17 protein-coding genes are annotated in these 18,610 nt (G+C 49.2%); 8 read left to right on the top strand and 9 right to left on the bottom strand.

Features of this window, described 5'->3' with window-relative positions; translation table 11 throughout:
- Window positions 1-68: 68 nt before the first annotated feature.
- The 5 genes from FAY32_RS05160 to FAY32_RS05140 all read right to left on the bottom strand — a co-directional run bounded on the left by FAY32_RS05160 (window position 69) and on the right by FAY32_RS05140 (window position 5,233).
- A complete protein-coding gene (locus tag FAY32_RS05160) occupies window positions 69-719 on the bottom strand; it encodes a Crp/Fnr family transcriptional regulator (protein WP_143462396.1) in 651 nt (216 codons plus the stop codon).
- Window positions 720-873: 154 nt separating this feature from the next.
- Window positions 874-2,712, bottom strand: coding sequence for a hypothetical protein (locus tag FAY32_RS05155; RefSeq protein WP_158727545.1), 1,839 nt, complete (start codon window positions 2,710-2,712; stop codon window positions 874-876).
- A gap of 6 nt (window positions 2,713-2,718) precedes the next feature.
- Window positions 2,719-3,231: a RodZ family helix-turn-helix domain-containing protein gene (locus FAY32_RS05150; RefSeq protein ID WP_143462394.1), complete on the bottom strand. Its 513-nt coding sequence runs from the start codon at window positions 3,229-3,231 to the stop codon at window positions 2,719-2,721.
- Window positions 3,232-3,266: 35 nt separating this feature from the next.
- Window positions 3,267-4,337, bottom strand: coding sequence for a DUF916 and DUF3324 domain-containing protein (locus FAY32_RS05145; protein ID WP_143462393.1), 1,071 nt, complete (start codon window positions 4,335-4,337; stop codon window positions 3,267-3,269).
- Between the two features lie 122 nt (window positions 4,338-4,459).
- The gene (locus tag FAY32_RS05140; protein ID WP_143462392.1) at window positions 4,460-5,233 is read right to left on the bottom strand and encodes a WxL domain-containing protein; all 774 of its coding nucleotides are present in this window, start codon (window positions 5,231-5,233) and stop codon (window positions 4,460-4,462) included.
- A gap of 790 nt (window positions 5,234-6,023) precedes the next feature.
- Between FAY32_RS05140 and FAY32_RS05135 the strand changes: the two genes are divergently transcribed.
- The 4 genes from FAY32_RS05135 to FAY32_RS05120 all read left to right on the top strand — a co-directional run bounded on the left by FAY32_RS05135 (window position 6,024) and on the right by FAY32_RS05120 (window position 7,757).
- On the top strand, window positions 6,024-6,581 hold the full coding sequence (locus FAY32_RS05135) for a hypothetical protein (RefSeq protein WP_143462391.1): 558 nt from the start codon (window positions 6,024-6,026) through the stop codon (window positions 6,579-6,581).
- A 56-nt stretch (window positions 6,582-6,637) separates the two neighbouring features.
- Window positions 6,638-7,030, top strand: coding sequence for a tautomerase family protein (locus FAY32_RS05130; protein ID WP_143462390.1), 393 nt, complete (start codon window positions 6,638-6,640; stop codon window positions 7,028-7,030).
- Window positions 7,031-7,183: 153 nt separating this feature from the next.
- Window positions 7,184-7,414 carry an antitoxin of toxin-antitoxin stability system gene (locus tag FAY32_RS05125; protein ID WP_143462389.1) on the top strand — a complete coding sequence of 77 codons (231 nt, stop codon included), beginning with the start codon at window positions 7,184-7,186 and terminating at the stop codon, window positions 7,412-7,414.
- Entirely contained in the window at window positions 7,407-7,757 is a 351-nt protein-coding gene (locus FAY32_RS05120; protein ID WP_191988146.1) for a type II toxin-antitoxin system PemK/MazF family toxin, read from the top strand. Before FAY32_RS05125 ends, FAY32_RS05120 begins: the two co-directional genes overlap by 8 nt.
- Before the next feature lie 241 nt (window positions 7,758-7,998).
- Here the strand turns inward: FAY32_RS05120 and FAY32_RS05110 are convergent, their stop codons facing one another.
- Both FAY32_RS05110 and FAY32_RS05105 read right to left on the bottom strand, forming a co-directional pair.
- Window positions 7,999-9,525 carry a hypothetical protein gene (locus FAY32_RS05110; protein WP_143462388.1) on the bottom strand — a complete coding sequence of 509 codons (1,527 nt, stop codon included), beginning with the start codon at window positions 9,523-9,525 and terminating at the stop codon, window positions 7,999-8,001.
- Window positions 9,526-9,746: 221 nt separating this feature from the next.
- Window positions 9,747-12,017 carry an ATP-binding cassette domain-containing protein gene (locus FAY32_RS05105; protein WP_143462387.1) on the bottom strand — a complete coding sequence of 757 codons (2,271 nt, stop codon included), beginning with the start codon at window positions 12,015-12,017 and terminating at the stop codon, window positions 9,747-9,749.
- 210 nt (window positions 12,018-12,227) lie between these two features.
- On the opposite strand from FAY32_RS05105, the gene FAY32_RS05100 reads away from it, so the two are divergent.
- The 3 genes from FAY32_RS05100 (at window position 12,228) to FAY32_RS05090 (ending at window position 14,794) form a co-directional block, all read left to right on the top strand.
- Window positions 12,228-12,758, top strand: a complete 531-nt coding sequence (locus tag FAY32_RS05100) for a DUF1440 domain-containing protein (protein WP_143462386.1) — start codon at window positions 12,228-12,230, stop codon at window positions 12,756-12,758.
- Between the two features lie 76 nt (window positions 12,759-12,834).
- On the top strand, window positions 12,835-14,151 hold the full coding sequence (locus FAY32_RS05095; protein WP_143462385.1) for an MFS transporter: 1,317 nt from the start codon (window positions 12,835-12,837) through the stop codon (window positions 14,149-14,151).
- Between the two features lie 31 nt (window positions 14,152-14,182).
- Window positions 14,183-14,794, top strand: a complete 612-nt coding sequence (locus FAY32_RS05090; RefSeq protein WP_143462384.1) for a sugar O-acetyltransferase — start codon at window positions 14,183-14,185, stop codon at window positions 14,792-14,794.
- A 566-nt stretch (window positions 14,795-15,360) separates the two neighbouring features.
- Here the strand turns inward: FAY32_RS05090 and FAY32_RS05085 are convergent.
- Entirely contained in the window at window positions 15,361-15,885 is a 525-nt protein-coding gene (locus FAY32_RS05085) for a MarR family winged helix-turn-helix transcriptional regulator (RefSeq protein ID WP_143462383.1), read from the bottom strand.
- 248 nt (window positions 15,886-16,133) lie between these two features.
- Between FAY32_RS05085 and FAY32_RS05080 the strand changes: the two genes are divergently transcribed.
- Window positions 16,134-16,376, top strand: a complete 243-nt coding sequence (locus FAY32_RS05080) for a hypothetical protein (protein ID WP_143462568.1) — start codon at window positions 16,134-16,136, stop codon at window positions 16,374-16,376.
- 730 nt (window positions 16,377-17,106) lie between these two features.
- Here FAY32_RS05080 and FAY32_RS05075 read toward each other — a convergent pair.
- Window positions 17,107-18,609, bottom strand: a complete 1,503-nt coding sequence (locus FAY32_RS05075; RefSeq protein ID WP_143462382.1) for a DUF4097 family beta strand repeat-containing protein — start codon at window positions 18,607-18,609, stop codon at window positions 17,107-17,109.
- Between the last annotated feature and the right edge of the window lies 1 nt (window position 18,610).

The raw sequence follows: 18,610 nt of genomic DNA, 5'->3' as shown, positions 1-18,610 counted from the left end.
GTCTTTCTACTTAAACTAACGAACTGACCACGAAAAAAGCACTGCCGGCCATCCAGCAGTGCACTCATTTAGACTTCTAGTAGCGTAATCATCTTTCCATCGATTGCCAACAACCCGTCCGCTGCCAGCTGAGCCAACTGGCGGCTCAATGTCTCCGGTGTAATTCCCAAGAAGCTGGCGAGTTCCTTCTTCTTCACGGGCAATTCAAACTCACTAGCATGGCGTTCGCGACCAATCTGTTGCAGATACGCCAGGACCCGGTTCTTTGATTTCAAATTACCAGTCAGGGCACTCACAGATTCCAAGGCCGTTAACCGGTCCCCCAGCAGGTTCAGTAGGTTAAAGGCAATCTTGGGGTACGTATGCAACAACCGTTGGAAGTCATCCCGACCGATTGAACAGACTCGGGCATCCGTGACGGCCTCCGCGTAGTTGGCGTGGTTGCGGTGAGTGAACAACGCCGCCTCGCTGTCGATTGCTCCACTTCGCAACATGTACAAGACCTTCTCCTTACCATTTTCGTTGAGCTGGTAGACCTTCACGCATCCCTGATCAATGATCAGCATGCGGTCCAATGGCTGCATCGGGTCGTAGAGTAACGTTCCCTTTTTCACCGGCTGCTGATGCACGGAAATACGAGCTAACTCCTGAATGGCGGTGGCGTCCAGTTCCCGGAAAATCGCGGCAGACTGCACACATTTAATTGGCGAATGGGTCATGATGCGGCCCCCCTTTCTTGATAAATATCAAGTTTAGTATACCGCAATTGCCGGGGTTTGCTGCCCAATATGGCCTAAAAATAGGCTGCCACATTCTCACTGTAATTTACAGCGGGAATGTGACAACCTATTTAATATTAACTACACTTTTCGATTAACCGAATCCATTGTAAACGGGAACGCTACTGGAGCTAGTCTCTGTTCCAGTACCACCGCTTTCAGATTCATCACCGCTAGCACCGCCACTTTCAGAACCAGAGCCTGAATCAACATCTGAACTAATATCTGTTCCTACAGAACCTGGCGCGTTTGCCAATAGCCAGTAAATGGTGCCCTGATACTGCGTCGACGTACTCCCCGAATAGATACTTGGTAAGGCATCAAGATACATACCGTTGGTTGGATTATCAAGCGTTTGCGTCGTGGTTGACCACCCAGCCGCTGTGTTCATGGGGTAGGAAATACTCCGATCACGTTGACCGGCCGCCACCAAGACGGCACTCGACATGGGTTCCTTGTTACCATTAGCATCGACATAAACCATGTGGCCGTTTAACTTTCGGCCAGATTCCGATGTCAAATCGGTGGCCTGCGCCATGACGTACCAGGAAGTTCCAGAGGCTTGGGTATCATCAATCGAAACATCCGGCTTGGTCGTTGGTGCAAATAGCGTTTCTTTAGAAGGAACGGCAACGGAACCGAAGTCCATGATGGGGCTAATAGAGTGGAAGCTTAAGGCGCCAACCGTTCGAGTAAGCGTAATATCCGCTGTGTGATCCGTTGTATAGCCATCAGAATTAGTCGCACCAATCTTAATCGTCAGGCTACCATTCATTGCTAAATTCGACAGCTTAGTTGCCAGACTCGTTTGATCAGACTTCAATGTAACATCGTTCAAATCATATTGATTTCCCAAGTACGAGACAGCCACACCAGCTTTGTTTGCAATCCACTTTAAAATATCACTATCATTTTCCTTCTCCAGATCCTCTAAAGTATCAGGATCAATATTTAAACTCTTGGCCGCAGGAGTAATATCCAAAGCGTGAACAACGTTACCTGCGGCCCCGACATGATCACCCATGTCATTATATTCAACAACCCCGAACGATCCATATTTTGTATCTCGGTCCATTATATTATCAAGATAGTCATCAAAATCAACTTCAAAGGTACCATTTGAAGCAACTACACCACCAGGAACGTATTTCAATTGACCATTTTTAGTTATCACTGCAACAATCTGCAGTCCTGGATAACCAACCCCCGTGACTTTTTTATCTGTTCCCCGAACAAACTTAATATTACCAGCGGTCTGTTGCGCCATAGTGGCATTAATGTACATTTTAGAGTCAAGCAAAGTATCATTGCCACCCCATAATTTTTCAAGAGCGGCATCCTCATTAATCCTAGCATAGGCCAAATAATCCGTCTTCGTTGAATTCGTATAGGTCACTGAAACTCCAATCGAAAGTGGCAACAAGTGATAGAGCTGAGATAAATTGACATCAATCTCACAGTAGCTAGATGGAACCGTAAAACTAAAAGTTGGCGTTGAACCCACTAAATTAGTTCCTTCAGCAATTGGTTTAGCATTACCTGCAACTGATGTCGCGTCAGTATCTGACAGCATCGCCACCGGCTTAACACTTGCAATCTTGCTAGTTGCACCGGCAGGCATACTAAAACGTCCATTCAATAAGACATAAATTTTAGTCGTTTTATTAGTAATTCGACCTGTACTAGAAAGATTGTTAGCCGCAATTGGTGCTTGTAGCGTTGGCCGCGTTGTAACCGACCAATTAGGCTGAACACTCCCCATGTACATAGCGCTACCATTCGCTCCAGCGGTGTAATAAGCACTAGCTGTATTAACTGCCTTAGCGCCGGCCGGAAGTGTCGCCGCATTCGCCGTACCTTCACCAACCAACCCAACGCCCAACATCACGGCGAGGAGTAAGCCAAGTTGCATTATGAATTTACGGAACTTCATCTTGACTCACTCCCTCTCCCTTAGCAGGCGTGCTTGGTGATAAACAATCAATCCTAGAATCAAAACCATCAACAGTAGAATCCCTACTAAATCTGCTAAAATACTTTGCACTTCACCCGTTTGGGGTAACCGGCCAGCGGCCAATGCAGCTACGGCTGACTTCACTGCCGAAGCACCAGAACCACCCTTTTGGGGAGCTGTTGCCACCGTGCTAACGGGAGCTGCTGTATCAGCGGACCCGCCATTTTTAGGCGTTGCCGTCTTCGTGACCTTTGTCCCATCCGGAATGGCATCGTTAATGGCGTCTCCGTCACTGCCATCCTTAACGGTCGGTGTTGCTGGATCGACTGTGTCAGGGTTACTGCCCGTGCTAACCTGAGACCCATTTCCAATGAACGTAATGCCCACACTGGTCGACTTATTGCCAGCCGTCTGAGCATTAGCGAGTGTTGACGTTCCCATGACGACTCCCAAGATCAGTGCGAACACTAATACCAATTGCTTGAGTTTTCCTTTCATGAGCAACGCCCCCCTCTCCATAACGACTTAATTCGTTATTTTTCTTCGTCTTCATCCTCGTCATCATCTTCATCACGACGTCGACGCCGGATTAAGTAGATAATCAGTAAAATCAAAAGAACCAATAACAACATACCTAACGCACCTAAAGCGACTAATAACCAAATGCTAATACCGGAATTTTCAACGGCATCCTTGTTGACGCGGTTGGCTTGCGCTGCGGTAACCGTAAAGTTACGGTCAAACACCCACTTATGATCCGTATTTTGAACGACCATGTGTAAGTGGTAATGCCCCGCTTTCATTGGCGTGTCTCCATACAACATGGCGTACTTAAACGTCGTGTTAGGCGCCATCTGCACGTTTTCTTTCTTAACGTGCTTCACAACGCTACCGCCGTCACGATTAGTCACCGTGGTATCCATCTTGAGCTTGGGAATGATGACCGCCGTCGTATTCCGTAAGTCGGCAATAACCCCTCGGTGATAGTTGCCCAATCCTGCGGCGACCTTACCTAAACTCATTGATGGGTTGGGAACTTGTCCCATGGTGTACTTCATCCCGATAACGTAAGAATACTTATTGGTCATGTTGCTGGAACCTTTGACCGTCCCGGTGACCTTAGAATCCTTCCGTTCGAAATACCAGCCGCCTAAGATGACCCCATTAAAGTTGGTCTTCGGAATCTTAACCGTTGCCGTCACGATTTTGGACCCATTAGCAGGAATCGTAATCGTCTGTTTCCCTTGAATCTTACTAATGTCACTCATCTTGTAACGCAGGGTCGAGTCAAACTCTTTTTCCGGCTTCACGTACTCAATGGCACCATTCGTACTGGTCCAAGCGGTATGAATGGCTGACTTGACTGTGACATCCTGATTAGAAATATTAAACACTTTGACGCGCAACGTTTCCGTCTGTCCCGACTTCATCCGCAAATCAAAGAACGAATTCTTCTTATTAATCTGGTTCTTAGGAATCTGTGCTGAAACGTTGAACCCAATGTCACCGGCTGAAGCAGCATTCGCGACTAATGGCACGCCACCCCCGATAATGGCACCAACAACTAACAAAAATATGAGCTGAATCTTCTTAAATCCGCGCATCCTACACCCCTACTTACCCTAGTTAAGTTATTTATAAAACTTGTAATACCTTAATGGTACTACTATGTAATCGAAAAAGGTGCTCATTTTTTAGATATGAACACCTTTGCCGTCTTTAAATATTAAGCACCTGGTGTGTCGGTTAAAGTCCAGTTCAGGTTGCCCGTGTAGGTTCCGGCCTTAACGTTGGCTGGAATTGACCCTAATGTAATGTTTGATGGGTCAAGTTGGAAAGCAGTGGTTAACATCCCACTATCCTTGGCAGCGGAGTAAATCACATTGGTTGTCCCATCGGTTGCAGCGGTTGTGTCGGTTGCGGCAATACCATCCGTTTTAGTGCTGACATCGGATCCCGTAACACCGCTACCAGCCTCAGAAGAGTTGGTAATCTTAGCATTGCTGGCTTTCAAGCCTAACGTTGCCCCTTTCAGAACAACACCATCTTTATTAACCATCTGGTCGGCACTGACACTGACAGTCCAACCAGCGTTAGAACCACGCGTATCTTGAACTTCGGTAACCAGGTTCGTGTTGTCAGTCTTAGCGCCATCTTTTTCTACTTGTACGGAAGCGGCGTTGGTAACCGTTGGGTTGTAAGTCTTGGCATTGGCCGTTGTCGGAATAGCTTCACCCTTAACGTTACCGAATTGCATCTTAGGTGAAACGTATAGGAAGGTTAAGTCACCACTTGGATCAGTAACACCACCATGGTCACCACCTGGAACCTTAGTCCCTGGATTGTCTGGGTCGGCTGGATCAGTGGTTGCATCTGGCTTGTTAAATGTAATGGAGTTAGAAGTTGTTCCGTGTTGCCCATCCGCATTGGCAACTACTGGCGCAACGGAACCTAATAACAATGCCCCGGCTAATAATAAACTACTTACTGTTTTATTCATGATTCATGCACCCCTCTTGTATGATTTCTGTAACAGCTAAGCTTTTCAACGATAGTCTTTACTGTGGTTCTTAACTAATTGTCACTCCCATAGTAGTGGTGGAATTAATTTCAAATCTCAGTGGTAAGTGTTTAGACCCTCAATGTCCGTTACACTTACTTAACTATGTAACAACATCATTATATGGCCAAATAGTTAATCTGTAAAGCCTTTTCAACGAAAAAATAAAAGTTTTTTTAAAGGAATCTTAAGGCCGTACAAACGCCGTCATGACAGCATTCTTGGCGGATTGTTTTTGTATAATAACTGATAATTCAACGATTAGCACGTTAAAGTTCGTCATAAAAACGATTGGTCGGACCATTCTTACCGTAAGTGCCGTCATGACAGTATTTATGGTCCCTAATGGGTCGTTTTATCATTCACTCTATGTTGCTTCTATAGAATCCCCTATGAACTAAAATAACAGAATATAACGAAATTATGTGGAAATTTTGCTATCAATTGATAACTGATCTGGATGATAAAAATCGTTCAAACACCATACGGTTATTGGGTTTGTCGCATTCCCTTACCAATCAGCTTTCCTAACACTCGTTCGCCACACATCCTTATTTTAGAGAATCTCACACTCGTCAAAATAACGATTGAGTAGTCCGATTTTAATTGCTTTTTTACTCCTAGTTTTTAACCACTTATTTCTGCTTTTTATCTTTTTCTTGATAATTATCAATTTTTTATTTGTAAATACGGTTTAAACTATGTTCATCTATTTAAGGAGGAAATCCATATGAAAATTTATCAAGCAACCATCGTGCCACTCAACGCTGAAAAAATTGGCACTGCTGCCCATGGCACCGCGTTCTTTGTCATCAACGGTGATCAACTCACCATTAACATCGAGATGTTTGACACACCAGCCAACGCCCAACACTGGGAACACTTCCACGGTTTCCCTGACGGCCAAGATGCCGCCATCGCCACTAGCGCTCAAGATGTCAATGGCGACGGCTTCGTTGACCTCCCTGAGACTGGCGCCGTTTCCGGAACGACCATGGTGCCCTTCGACGCTGCGCCCCACGAGATGAACATCCCTAACGACAGCTATCCCGTGGCCGACGCAAACGGCTACTTCGCCTACACTAAGGTTGTTCCCCTAGCCGCACTCGATGCCCAATTCAAACAAACCTTTAACGATAGCGACCTAGCTTTAGACAAGCGGGTCATCTACATCCACGGCGTCACGGACGACATCACATTACCGGATACCGTTGCCGGAGCAGTGGGTCACTATTCGACTCACGTGACTTTACCTATCGCGGTTGGTAAAATCAAAGCGATCAACTAATTGTCGTCTCAGTTGCGAATCACAACAGTTTGCCCTTTACCATGGGAGGAAAAAATATGCCATTAATGCGCGTAGATATGTACAAAGGCCGCAGCAAAGCCGAAATCAAGAATATCTTGGACATTGCTTACCAAGTGGCGACCGAGGAACTCCATTTACTTCCCCGCGACCGTTACCAAATCGTGACACAACACGATCCTGAAGAAATGATCATTCTCGACGTCGGACTAGGTCTCGACCGAACCAAGGATGTCATGGTCTTCAGCCTGACCTCCAGTCCCCGCGAGGAAGCCGATAAGGAACGTTTCTACGCCCGACTGGTCAAGGAGTTACAAGCTCATGCGAACATTTCGCCGGCAGATGTCATGGTCAACATCACGACTAACACCAAAGCCGACTGGAGTTTTGGCAACGGTGAAGCCCAGTTTATGAATGGCAAATTACAATAAACCCGAAAATGACTAGTCCGACAAAAAATCGAACTAGCCATTTTTATTTGCAATTAAAAAACACCTGTAACTAGTTTTACTTTTAGAAGCAAAACATTTCAAAAAAAGCGTGCCATAATATATACTCATATATATTAAGAGGAGGACTTTAATATGTCAGTAAAAACACGTAAAGTCGGCGGTTCAAAGGTCTTGACTGTCCCAAGCAACATAAAAACAGCACCTGAGTACGATGTTTATCAGGGAGCTGATGGTCAAATCATCTACACCCCCAAAACACCCAATCCATTTTTAGATCCCCAATATGTGTCCACTCATGATTTCTCACAAAAGGAAGCATTCGGTGATCATGCCGTTGGCTCTGAGGTCATTGACGATGAGTGACTACCTACCAGATGTCCAAGATATCGTTTGGCTTGATTTTAATCCATCGCTTGGCCACGAAATTAAAAAGAGACGTCCAGCACTGGTCTTGAGTCATCAAGGCTACAGTCAATTAACAAACCTGGTCGTCGTTTGTCCAATCACGCATGCCGCGAATAATGCACTTCAATCAGCTGGTTTTATGATTCGCATTCCTGATGAAATTTCAAACGTTGACGGTTACATTAATCCACTGCAATTTCAAGCACTAGACTTTAGAAGTCGGAATATCAAATATATTGCGAAACTTGATACACCTACGTATCTCAATGTTCGCAAAAGAGTATTCTTTGTTATCGACTAAAGATAACCTACTTGGCGTAAGACTCTAATCACAGGCTGTTTGATTTACCTTAGCGTTTACGACGATGTCTTTGGCCCAATCGCCACAGACATCATGGTCAACATCACGACTAACACCAAAGCCGACTGGAGTTTTGGCAACAGTGAAGCTCAGTTTATGAATGGAAAATTAAAGTAACCTGTCACAAAAGAGCGGTTCACTTCGACCTAGACTTGTCGTTGTGAACCGCTCTTTTACTTTCTTATTTTTTCAATAACTGCGCCACGAGTCGCTGGGTCGCCGCCGTGCGCTGTTCCTGTTGGTCGCGCACGGTCAAATAATAGTGGGCCAACGCTGACAGCGTCACGTCCGCATCAGTCGGCGGTAGCGCGTATAACCGGTGGAACTGCGCCGTGACCTGTTCGAAGTCCATTTTCGGCGTGACCAATTGACGCAACTGCTGCGGCGTCACGTGGTTCTTCCGTGCCGGCACCAAACCAGACGCCGGTTGCTGATTGAGGCGGCGTTGGAAGGCCTGTGTCAATGCAGCTGGCCACTGTGGTAACGTCTGTCCCTGAGTCAAACGTTCCTTGACCGTCAATAAGTCTGCATACACGCTCACCGAAATCTGGCGGCCTTCCCAGCTCTTCTGGAGGGGAACTAGCCCCTGCTTACGTTGTGCCGGTGTCAGGTCAAACCCAATCGCCACGTTAAACACATCGTCATACCAGTCACGTTGTCGCTGGGCCGCAAGATGGCGGCTCAGCCGGTTCAAATCCGCCACCAGATAACGGGGCACGATTTGTAACCGAGCGGCCTTGATCTCACCACGTTGCGCAAATTCCGTGGCCATCACGCCGAGCTGATACGAATTGACTAGTTTTTGCAGGCGCCGTGGCATGGTCAGCTTTGCCAATTCAGACTTAAACGCCGCCAACGGCAGATGCTGGACGATCAGTGTTGCTACCGCCGTCAAATAGGTTTGGTAGTCGGCGGATGCCCGCAACTGCTTTTCAGCCGCCGTTTGGGCCGCATCCGCTGCCGCCCAAGCCGCTTGTTCATCGTGTTCAGCTACCTGTTGGGCCTGTCGTTGACGCTGTTGTTGCTGTTCCGCTAATGCCGCCGTTGCTTGACGGTCAGCCGTCTGTAAATCCGTGTACTCGTTCAAATAGGGCGAGAGTTGTTTATCGGGAACTACTGCTGCGCTGTGCTTCAAATAGCCAGTCACGGTGCTACGGGTTCCCTTTTGGACCCACCGGTGGCGCGGTTGCTGTTGCTTAGGCAGGTTGGGCAACGCCTCTGGGTCCCACATGATTTCTGGAACCTGGGGGTACTGCGCCGTCAGGTCATCGTACTGGGCTACCGCGTGGATATTATCCTCCGTGGTAATCGTCATCAGGTACTGCATTTCATCGCTCATGAACTTCTTGACGCACTCCGAGCCGACCACGATTTTGTGGCCATCCTGGCGCAACACCACGTGGTACTCATAGCGTACCGGTTTGTGGCACAACGCGCAGTGCCGCCAATCTGTCCGCTGATTGCTGGGATTGATCACGTATGGCGAATCCGCCAACAGTTTCCACGCCTCACTTCCCTGGACCAGCCAGTCCACCCGCTGGTCCAACAGCGCCTGTCTCGCTGAGCGCGGCAAAAAGTCACTGGTATCCTTGATGGTCGGGTGATCGCGTAATAGCGGCATCAACCGCGTCAAATCAGGTAGTTTGAGCGCCCGTTGACTGAGCTGGAGAAACCGATTCTCGGCGGGGGTCAGAATTGTGATCGGCATGGGTAACTTCCTTTCTGGAAAAATTCAGTGGTTTTAGTGTACCATAATTCGGCCTCAAAGCGAACGTGTGTTTTGCAACTGCATTTATTTCTTAACAACGGTTATATCTGCGAAGGCGCAATCTTTCAAGCGCTAATAGCTGTTTTCAATTTTTAGCCATTTAGAGAAAAATCACCAGCCCCGTCGACCTACCGACTTCACTGGTGATTTTTCACGACCACTTAATTTTCATTGATCCACTGCTTCAACGCCACCCCGGTTCGTGAATCGGCAGCGGTAATGGCTTCGCGTGGCGTGCCGCTGTACTGAATCCGGCCGCCGTAACGACCCGCGTCTGGGCCCACGTCGATCAACCAGTCCGCCTGACTGATGACGGCCAAGTTGTGCTCAATGATGATCAGCGAATTTCCCGCCGCGACCAACGAATTGAAGAGGGTCATTAAGCGTGCCGTATCCTTTAAATGCAGCCCTGCCGTTGGTTCGTCTAGCAGGTAGATCGTTCCCTGCTTGCCCAATTCCACCGCCAGTTTCAGTCGCTGGAGTTCGCCACCCGACAGCGTCGTCAACGGTTGTGCCAACGTCAAATAGCCCAGCCCCACGCGGTCCAGATTGGCCAACTTGGCGGCTAGCTTGGGCGTGGCTTGGAAAAAGTCTGCAGCGGCCTTGACCGACAGTTGGAGGACCGCCGCAATGTTCTTGCCCTGATAACTGTACTGGAGGGCCTCCTCACTGTACCGTTTGCCCTGACACAGCTCACAGGTCTGAACAACGGGGTCCATGAACGCCATGTTGGTAATCGTGACGCCCTTCCCCTTGCACCGCGGACAGGCACCTTTGCCGTTGTAACTGAACCAACTGGTCCCCACGCGGCCGTTCGCCTGGCTAAATAATTTTCGAATATCGTCCAAGATCCCCAAGTAGGTGGCCGGCGTCGAGCGAATATTGATGCCCACTGGCGTCTGGGCCAAGTCGATATAGTCTTCGTGGAGCTGTGCCTTCAACGCCGTCACCAGCGAGGACTTCCCCGACCCGGCGACCCCTGAGATTACGGTCATCACACCCAAGGGCACATCGACGCTAACATCTTGTAAATTGTTCTGGTTCACGTGGCGTAGCGCCAATTTACCAGTCGGCTGACGCTCGGCGCCCCAATGATGTGCCTTGCGTAGCCAGGTCCCCGTCAGTGTCTCTGACGCCAATAGCTCCGGCACCGTTCCCGTAAACGTGACGGTACCGCCACCCTGTCCAGCCTGCGGGCCCATTTCGACCACGTAGTCGGCAAAGGTGATCATCGCGGGGTTATGCTCCACCACTAAAATGGTATTGCCCTTCTCTTTTAGCTTGGTCAATGCCTGCTTGATCAACTGAATGTCGTGCGGATGCAAGCCCACACTGGGTTCATCTAAAATGTAGACCATGTCGACCAACGCACTCGTCAGGTATTTGGCAATCTTGATTCGCTGGGCCTCCCCACCAGACAGTGAACTGGTTCCCCGGTCAAGCGTCAGATATCCCAGGCCGATGTCGACCAGCGACTGAATCTTGGTGCTGAGCTCGCGAACCACATCGGTCGCGAGCGGTTCAGTGATAGCCTGTAAAAACGCCAAGACGTGGCGTAGGTCCATCGCGCTGACTTCGGCAATGTTGTGCCCATTGATGTGATTGGTCAGCACTTCTGGCTTCAGCCGCGTGCCATGACAAACGGGGCACGGTTTGCGGGTCACAATCTCAGCGATGGCCTCGCGGTGGTGTTCCGCTTCCTTTTTCCCGATCACCGACCGCCGAATCCGCGGAACAACCCCCTCATACAGTGCCGTGCGGGGGAACCCTTTGCCCGGATGCTTCAAGTTCTGTTGTGGTGCGTGCATCAAGAGGTCGTACTCCTCCGCCGTGTAAGCCTTAATGGGTTTGTCGTTATCGAACAGCCCACTCGTCGCGTACCGCCGCCAACGCCAGGTATTCGGCCCGAAGCTAACAAAGGTAATCGCACCTTGATTCAGCGACTTCTCAGGGTCGATCAATTTACTCTCGTCGATATCATCCACGTACCCTAATCCCTGACAGGCCGGACACATCCCCTGTGGCAAGTTAAACGAAAAGCTGTCGGAGTACCCAATAAATGGCTTGCCAATTCGTGAAAACAACAGGCGCAACAACGAATAGATCCCAGTGTACGTTGCCAGCGTCGACCGCGCGTTCTTACCCAATCGCTGCTGTTCAATCACGATAGCGACCGGCAAGTGTTCGATGTCCTGGACGTGGGGTTGCCCGAATTTTGGTAAATATTGTTGGGTAAAACTGGGGAACGTCTCGTTCAATTCTCGCCGCGACGCCGCCGCAATCGTATCGAATACTAACGATGACTTTCCCGACCCCGACAGGCCGACAAACACCGTCGTCTGGTACTTGGGCACCCGTAAGTTCACGTGTTTTAGATTGTTTTGCGTGGCATCCTTGATGTCAATATAACCCGCTTTAAAAGTTGGTTGCATCCCGTTGCTCCTCTCCTTATTTTATCGCTACTGCTACGTTCCCCACCTTACCATATTCTAAAATTTTCCGCTCAGCCCGCAGTGACGTTTTTCTGCCAGACTGTGAGTGGACCAGCCTTCTGTGCACGAGATTACAAGCTAATTTTCACCCAAAAAGATAAGAGACGCCTATACTTTAAGTCGTGATTACTATTGAAGGAGGAATTCCTAATGTCCTTATTTAAATCTAAAAAACGTCATCCCCTCGACTTAAAGGCAGCCGTCATTGCTGGCGGGGCCGCTGGCATCGTTTCTGGCTTAGTTAAGTTAGGGTGGGAAAATGTGCTGCCACCACGGACAGCAGCCCGCGATGCGACCAATCCCCCGCAGACTCTGCTGGAACAGTTCGGTGTGCCCGCCAAGGTGACGCATGCCAGTTACCATTACTCCGGCCACGAGTTGCCATGGGTCAGCTACGTGATTCACTTTGGCTTCTCAACCACCTTCGCCGTTCTCTACCAAATTATTGGCGAAAAGCTGCCCTTCGTTAAGAAGGATGCCGGCACCTGGTTCGGCCTCGCCATCTGGGTCGCCTTTCACCTCGGCATCATGCCACTGATGGGCACCGTGCCCGCTCCCGAAAATCAGCCAAAGGAAGAACACCTCTCTGAATCTCTCGGCCACATCGTGTGGATGGTCACCAACGATTTAGTTGGCGCCGAAGTCTACCGTCGCTTAGTCGCGGAGAAAAATAAACAGTAACGTTACAGGCCAACCCTTCCAGCTCGTCGGTTGGCCCTTTATGTCCTCACATTTTCTTTCTTAGGAGGCTTGCCCTTTGAATCAACCTTGGCAAACAAAATGGCCAGAACGCCTCAGCTACGGTCTCAGCGATGCAGCCGACAACCTGGTCTTTCAGATGATGACCACCTACCTGCTCTTCTTTTACACCGACGTTTACGGTCTGTCCGCCAGTGCCGCCGCCATTCTCTTCATCGTGGCGCGCCTTGCTGACGTGGTCGAAAGTCTCATCATCGGGCTCATGATCGACCGCACGCATTCTAAATGGGGCAAGAGTCGACCATTCTTTCTCTGGTACGCGCTCCCCTACGTGCTCTTCGCCGTCCTGACCTTTGTCACCCCACCATTTAGCGGGACTGGCAAACTCATCTGGGCCTATGTGACCTACCTGGGGCTAGGATTCTTCTACACCGCCGTCAACCTGCCCATCACGTCGATTCTACCGACCATGACCCAAAATACGCAGGAATTGACCCTGCTCGGTGTGATTCGTCAATTCGGTGGCAGCTCCGTACAGATCATCGTGGCCATCTTCACCCTGCCACTGGTCGCCTTTTTCGGTCACGGCAGTCAGCAACGCGGGTTTCTGTTGACCATCGTCTTGTTCGGTTTGATTTCCCTCGCGCTCATCTGGAATACCTTTTTCCACGTCCGTGAACGCTTTACTAATCCCGACCAGTCCCACCAATCCTGGCACGCGGTCGGCACCATGCTCCGCAAGAATCAGCCGTGGCTGGTCATTTCCGTCGTCATCTTACTGTACTGGCTGACCACCGCGATTAAAAATCAGACCACGATTTACTATTTTAAATACCTACAGCACAGCGAAGCGCTGGTGCCATGGGCCAACAGCTTCACCTTTGCCGCACTGATTGGCGTCTTACTTATCGTGCACGCTGCCGACCATTGGGGCAAGAAGCGTACCATGCTGGGCGGAATCGCGCTCGCCGCTTTAGGACAGCTGATTCTAACCATTGGGGTCTTACTGAACCACCTCGTTGTTTTGTTTGCCGGTATCCTGATCAACTCAATCGGCAATGGTCTCATCATTGGCCTCGTGTCCATCATGATCGCCGATACGATTCGCTACGGGATGGCCATGGGCATTCAGGCCGAGGGGATTCTGGCCTCGACCGATGACTTCGGCGTCAACGTTGGTCTGGGCCTCGGTGGTCTGGTGACTGCGGGTCTCTTCCACTTCTCAGGCTACGTTGCCAACCACGCCCAAAACACGGCAACCCAGCACATGATCGTCCTCAACTACGCCTGGCTCCCCTTAATCCTCTACGTCGTCATGTTTGCCATTTTACTGTTGTATAATGAGCGTAGACTAATGGTTGCGATTGACGCCTGATGCCAGCCGCAACTCGAAAGGATTGCTAACTATGGAAAAAGACAAACTGCACACGGTTGATCTCTACCTTCCTGGCGATGACAGCATTGCCCGCGAACAGGAGAAATGCTTAGACAAGCTCTACGACTTTAACCAAACGCGTCCCACGGAAGGGGCCAAACGTCAAGCCATGCTCAAGGAGATGTTCGCTAGCATCGGCCCCGACTGCTACATCGAACCCCCATTTCACAGTAACTTCGGTGGCCACCACGTCCACTTCGGCGCCCACATCTACGCCAACTTTAACCTCACCATGGTCGATGACACCTACATCTACGTGGGTGATCACACCATGTTCGGCCCCAACGTGACCATCGCCACGGCTGGTCACCCCATCCTGCCGGAACTCCGGGAACAGGAATATCAGTACAATGCGCCGGTTCATATCGGTAAAAACTGTTGGTTCGGTGCTGGCGTCATTGTCCTGCCTGGTGTGACGATTGGCAACAATGTCGTTATCGGCGCCGGGAGTACGGTCACCAAGGACTTACCAGATAACGTTGTTGCCGTGGGCACGCCTTGTCACGTCATGCGTGCTGTCAACGACCACGACCGCGAGTTCTATTTCAAGGACCACCGGATCAACCCTGAGCTGTTGAAGTAGCTCGTGTTAAATCTCATCTGGTCCTTGTCAACCGCCTTACCGGGCAGTCAAAATAGGCTGGAACGCTGTGAACACGATTTTGAGCCCAAAGTTCAGGTCTCAAAACTCGGTTTTGTCTAACCTGAGCAGACCACTCAGCTAAGACAATGCCACGGCTGAGCCTATTTTGACTGCCCTCCCGGCTGATATTGGCATTACGTGAACCATTTGATTCTAACCATTAATCAATTAGGCGCTAGAATTGTCCGAATGTTGTGGCCAATTCTAGCGCCCTTTTCGTCACCGCATTCCGGTCCCAATTCGACTCACTCACAGTTGCCTAGGCTGTGAGCAATTATGACAGTCAGATATCGTTATCTCAGCAATGCTTTGACGACTCATAATTGTTAAAAGTCAGAGGACCGTTTCCCAGATTATAGATACTCCCCGCAGACGTCGAAATTACTGGCGACGATTAATCCTAACGAACTATCATGAAGCGATTCCGCTAGTTGCCTCCCAAAAAAGTGCAGAAAAAAAGACGACCGGTCAGTTCACCGCATCGTCGTCTCAGAAATGTCATTTAATTAGCCCCGGTGACTCCGGTTGGAGTTCCGACGCTTGTCGTGCAAGCTGTCAAAACCAACAAAGCCAGCTGCAATGGCGCGTTCGTTTGCGCGATGCAGCACTTCAATAAAGTGTTCAGCTTCGTCCTTGCCGAAGAAGCCTAACCACCGATGGAACCGTTCGTCTGTAGCCTGAGCCAAGTTCCGTTGTACCCGACTGCCCGCAGCGGTCAAGGTAATGTATTTCACCCGCCGGTCATTAGGATCAACTTTTTGCATCACATAGTTTTCTTTCAGCAAAACATTAACCTGCCGCGCAATCGCACTCTTGGAGACGCCCTCTAACTTAGCTAACTCAACTAAGGTCTGGCCGTTTTTGCTCCGAGCCACGTTGTCCATCACCATGTAGGCTTCAAAAGTCAGATTGTACTTCTGAGTGGGAATGGAAACGAAGTCGCCGATGTACTTGAAAATATGCATGTACAAATCGTCAAATTCTTTTTTCAGTTGGGCTTCCGTTACAGCCTCATTAGTCGTTTCAGTCATTATCAGTCCATTACTCCTTCTAAGATAGCGGTAGACACTACCTTTTTCTCTTAAGAATTGCACAGCTACGGGACTTAATTGTAGCCGATAATTATTGCCACGTCACCAACCAATATTTCTAAAGTGGCTAACCCTACGACTATTTCACTATTCAATTAAATAACTGGGTAAAATGAAATTTCAGGTTTGCAAAAACGAACATCCGTTCTATAATGGAATTAATCTTTTCCGAGGACGTGATGAGTCTTATGCAACTTTCTAGCCAACAAATTCGGCCCCTTCTGCGAGCCGCTTACCAAAATAATCAAGTAACTTCACTAATATTTCATGACGTGACGTACACGGGAACCGTTGACTACCTCACCGACTCGACCGTTTACTTAGGCCTCACAGCAGGGAGATCACGTCAAATACCACTGACACAAATCACACAGATCGACTTACACCAATCGCAACCTTGGTGGCACCTCTACGAACAAAATGCCAAGTAGCTTCCCCTAGTATCACCTCTCCTGCAATAAAAAGAAACCCTTTTCGCGAAATTGTTGCTTTTTTCTTTACAATTAGCAACAAACGTTACGTTTATTGAACCCATTCGGCTTTTTTCCGTGCATGTTACCCGGAGAAAAGCCCTTTTTAGTTAGTCCTAGTCTACCCTGATTATACCGCACTCCCAGACACCCGCTGTACCCCATTTTGGGTGAACTGGTAACAATCAGAAAATTATACAGATTGATTGATTGAGGGGATAAGAGTGTAAATATGCGTGTCATTTTCATTAATAATCATCTAAACATGTAATTATCCGCAAACGTTACTGTCATCGGTCATGGTCAGCCTAAACTTATAGTCATAGCATAGCATGTCAGCCCCCATTTTCACCAAATAACAACCACCCTCACGCTTTCCATTCAAAGTTACCTTACCAACGTCAAAATAACTAGGTACCTTGTCAAAACAAGCTTTCATTTTTCACGTGAGCGTTGTAACTACTGGTAAATCGAGGCCTTTATTGACTCGATTTTATTTGCAACCAGATAGTTAGTTCACCTTACTAACCGCATAACGTTTTTCGGTTTTAATCATCGGCAACCAGCAAAAACCGCCGACCACCCAACCAGGTGATCGACGGTTTTACGACTATTTAAGGATTTTACGAGTTGACTGACGTGAAGGGGTCACGTCAGCGTACCGGAATTGCCACCATTTCAGCTGGAGGAGTTAGCTGATATGGACACTCCCGTTCTTGGTCTGGGCAATCACGTTGGCTTCCGGCTGGTCACCAACTTGGCCGATTTTGTGGTGTTTGTCACTCAACGTTAACGTGGCTTCTTCGGGCACCTCAACGCGACTGTCATCGTTCTTAGCATCGAACGTGTAATCCGTCATGATCGGCATCTGAACCGTCACGCTACTGTTACTGCTCTTCGCGGTAATATCGCCAGTCAGTTGATTGACCTGCACGTTGATACTCCCGTTTTTGGACTGGAAGACACCACTACCGTTCAAGTTTTGGGCCCGCACCGAGCCATCTGCGGTATAGCCTTCGACCCGGCCCGTGACGTTCTCAAACTTGACGGACCCGTTGCGGCTATTGACGATGGTATTGCCCACGTAGTCGCTTAATTTAACGCTCCCATTCATGGATTCAATCGCACTGGCCCCAGTCGTTTGTTTTAGCTTGACGCTACCGTTTCGACTGTACAAGTTAAATTTGTCCGCACTGCTCTGGTCGACTCTGACGGAGCCATTCGCTGAATTCATGTTCAAGAGCTGAACGTGGTCGTCGAATGCCCGCATGCTCCCATTCGTTGCCTTAGCATCCACAATCAGCGGTGTGTTAAGGTCACTGACTTCTAGACTACCGTTGCCAACATGGACGCTGACTTTGCCCTTTAGTTGTGCTGGTAGGAAAATCTCGGCGCGCATGTGGACTGGCCAGAGATGTGGCCGATCGCCCTGTCTGATATTAAGCTCACTACCGCGATGCGTCGAACGCAGGTAAAAGCGACTGTTGTCACGACTCATATACTCGTTGACCACGATGTTATCACCAGCAGCCGGGCCAATTTTAACCGCAGCGTCGCGGTAGTCAATGTTCAAGAGATTCAGGTCGGTTGGTGCAAAGGACTGGGTGTTGACCAACCGTAAAGACTCCACATAAGTCCGGCGGGGCCGTTCACCATTGATCCGGACATCATCGCCCTTTACATCAACAATACCATTCGCAACGGTGACGTGGTCCCCATCGACCTTGACCAAGCCGCCAAGGTCAACCTTGTCGTTGTCACCATCAACGATGACGTGGTCGCCCCAGCTGATTTTGTCGCCGACGATTTTCAACTTACCGATTCGGACCCGGTCTTCTCCGTTCTCTTCGTCGATGTGAATCGTGGTATCGTGGTCAGCGTCAGTGCTATCATCCGTCTGACCGTTGGCCCGCTCCTGCTTCTCATCAGCTTCAGTCTCAGCATCGGCATCAGCCGCCTGTTGATCACTATTTTCTGCCGCAACGTCCTTGAGCAACGTATCGATGTCACCCAATTGGTCCATGGCCTCGTCCAACGCGGCATCCGCGGCCATTCCCTGATTCATTTTTTCCGTAACGGCCTCGGTCAGGTCGCCCACCAATTCTTCTTTAAGCTCTGTCAATGCCCGTGATGGCTGATATTGACTGAAAAGTTGATCCAGACGGGTGCGCACGTCCATCGTAATATTATCCATG

Origin of the sequence: Levilactobacillus enshiensis, assembly GCF_007115095.1 — a bacterium.
Classification (GTDB): domain Bacteria; phylum Bacillota; class Bacilli; order Lactobacillales; family Lactobacillaceae; genus Levilactobacillus; species Levilactobacillus enshiensis.
The sequence above is the reverse complement of the archived record's forward strand: the minus strand, read 5'-3'. Positions and strand labels throughout refer to the sequence as shown.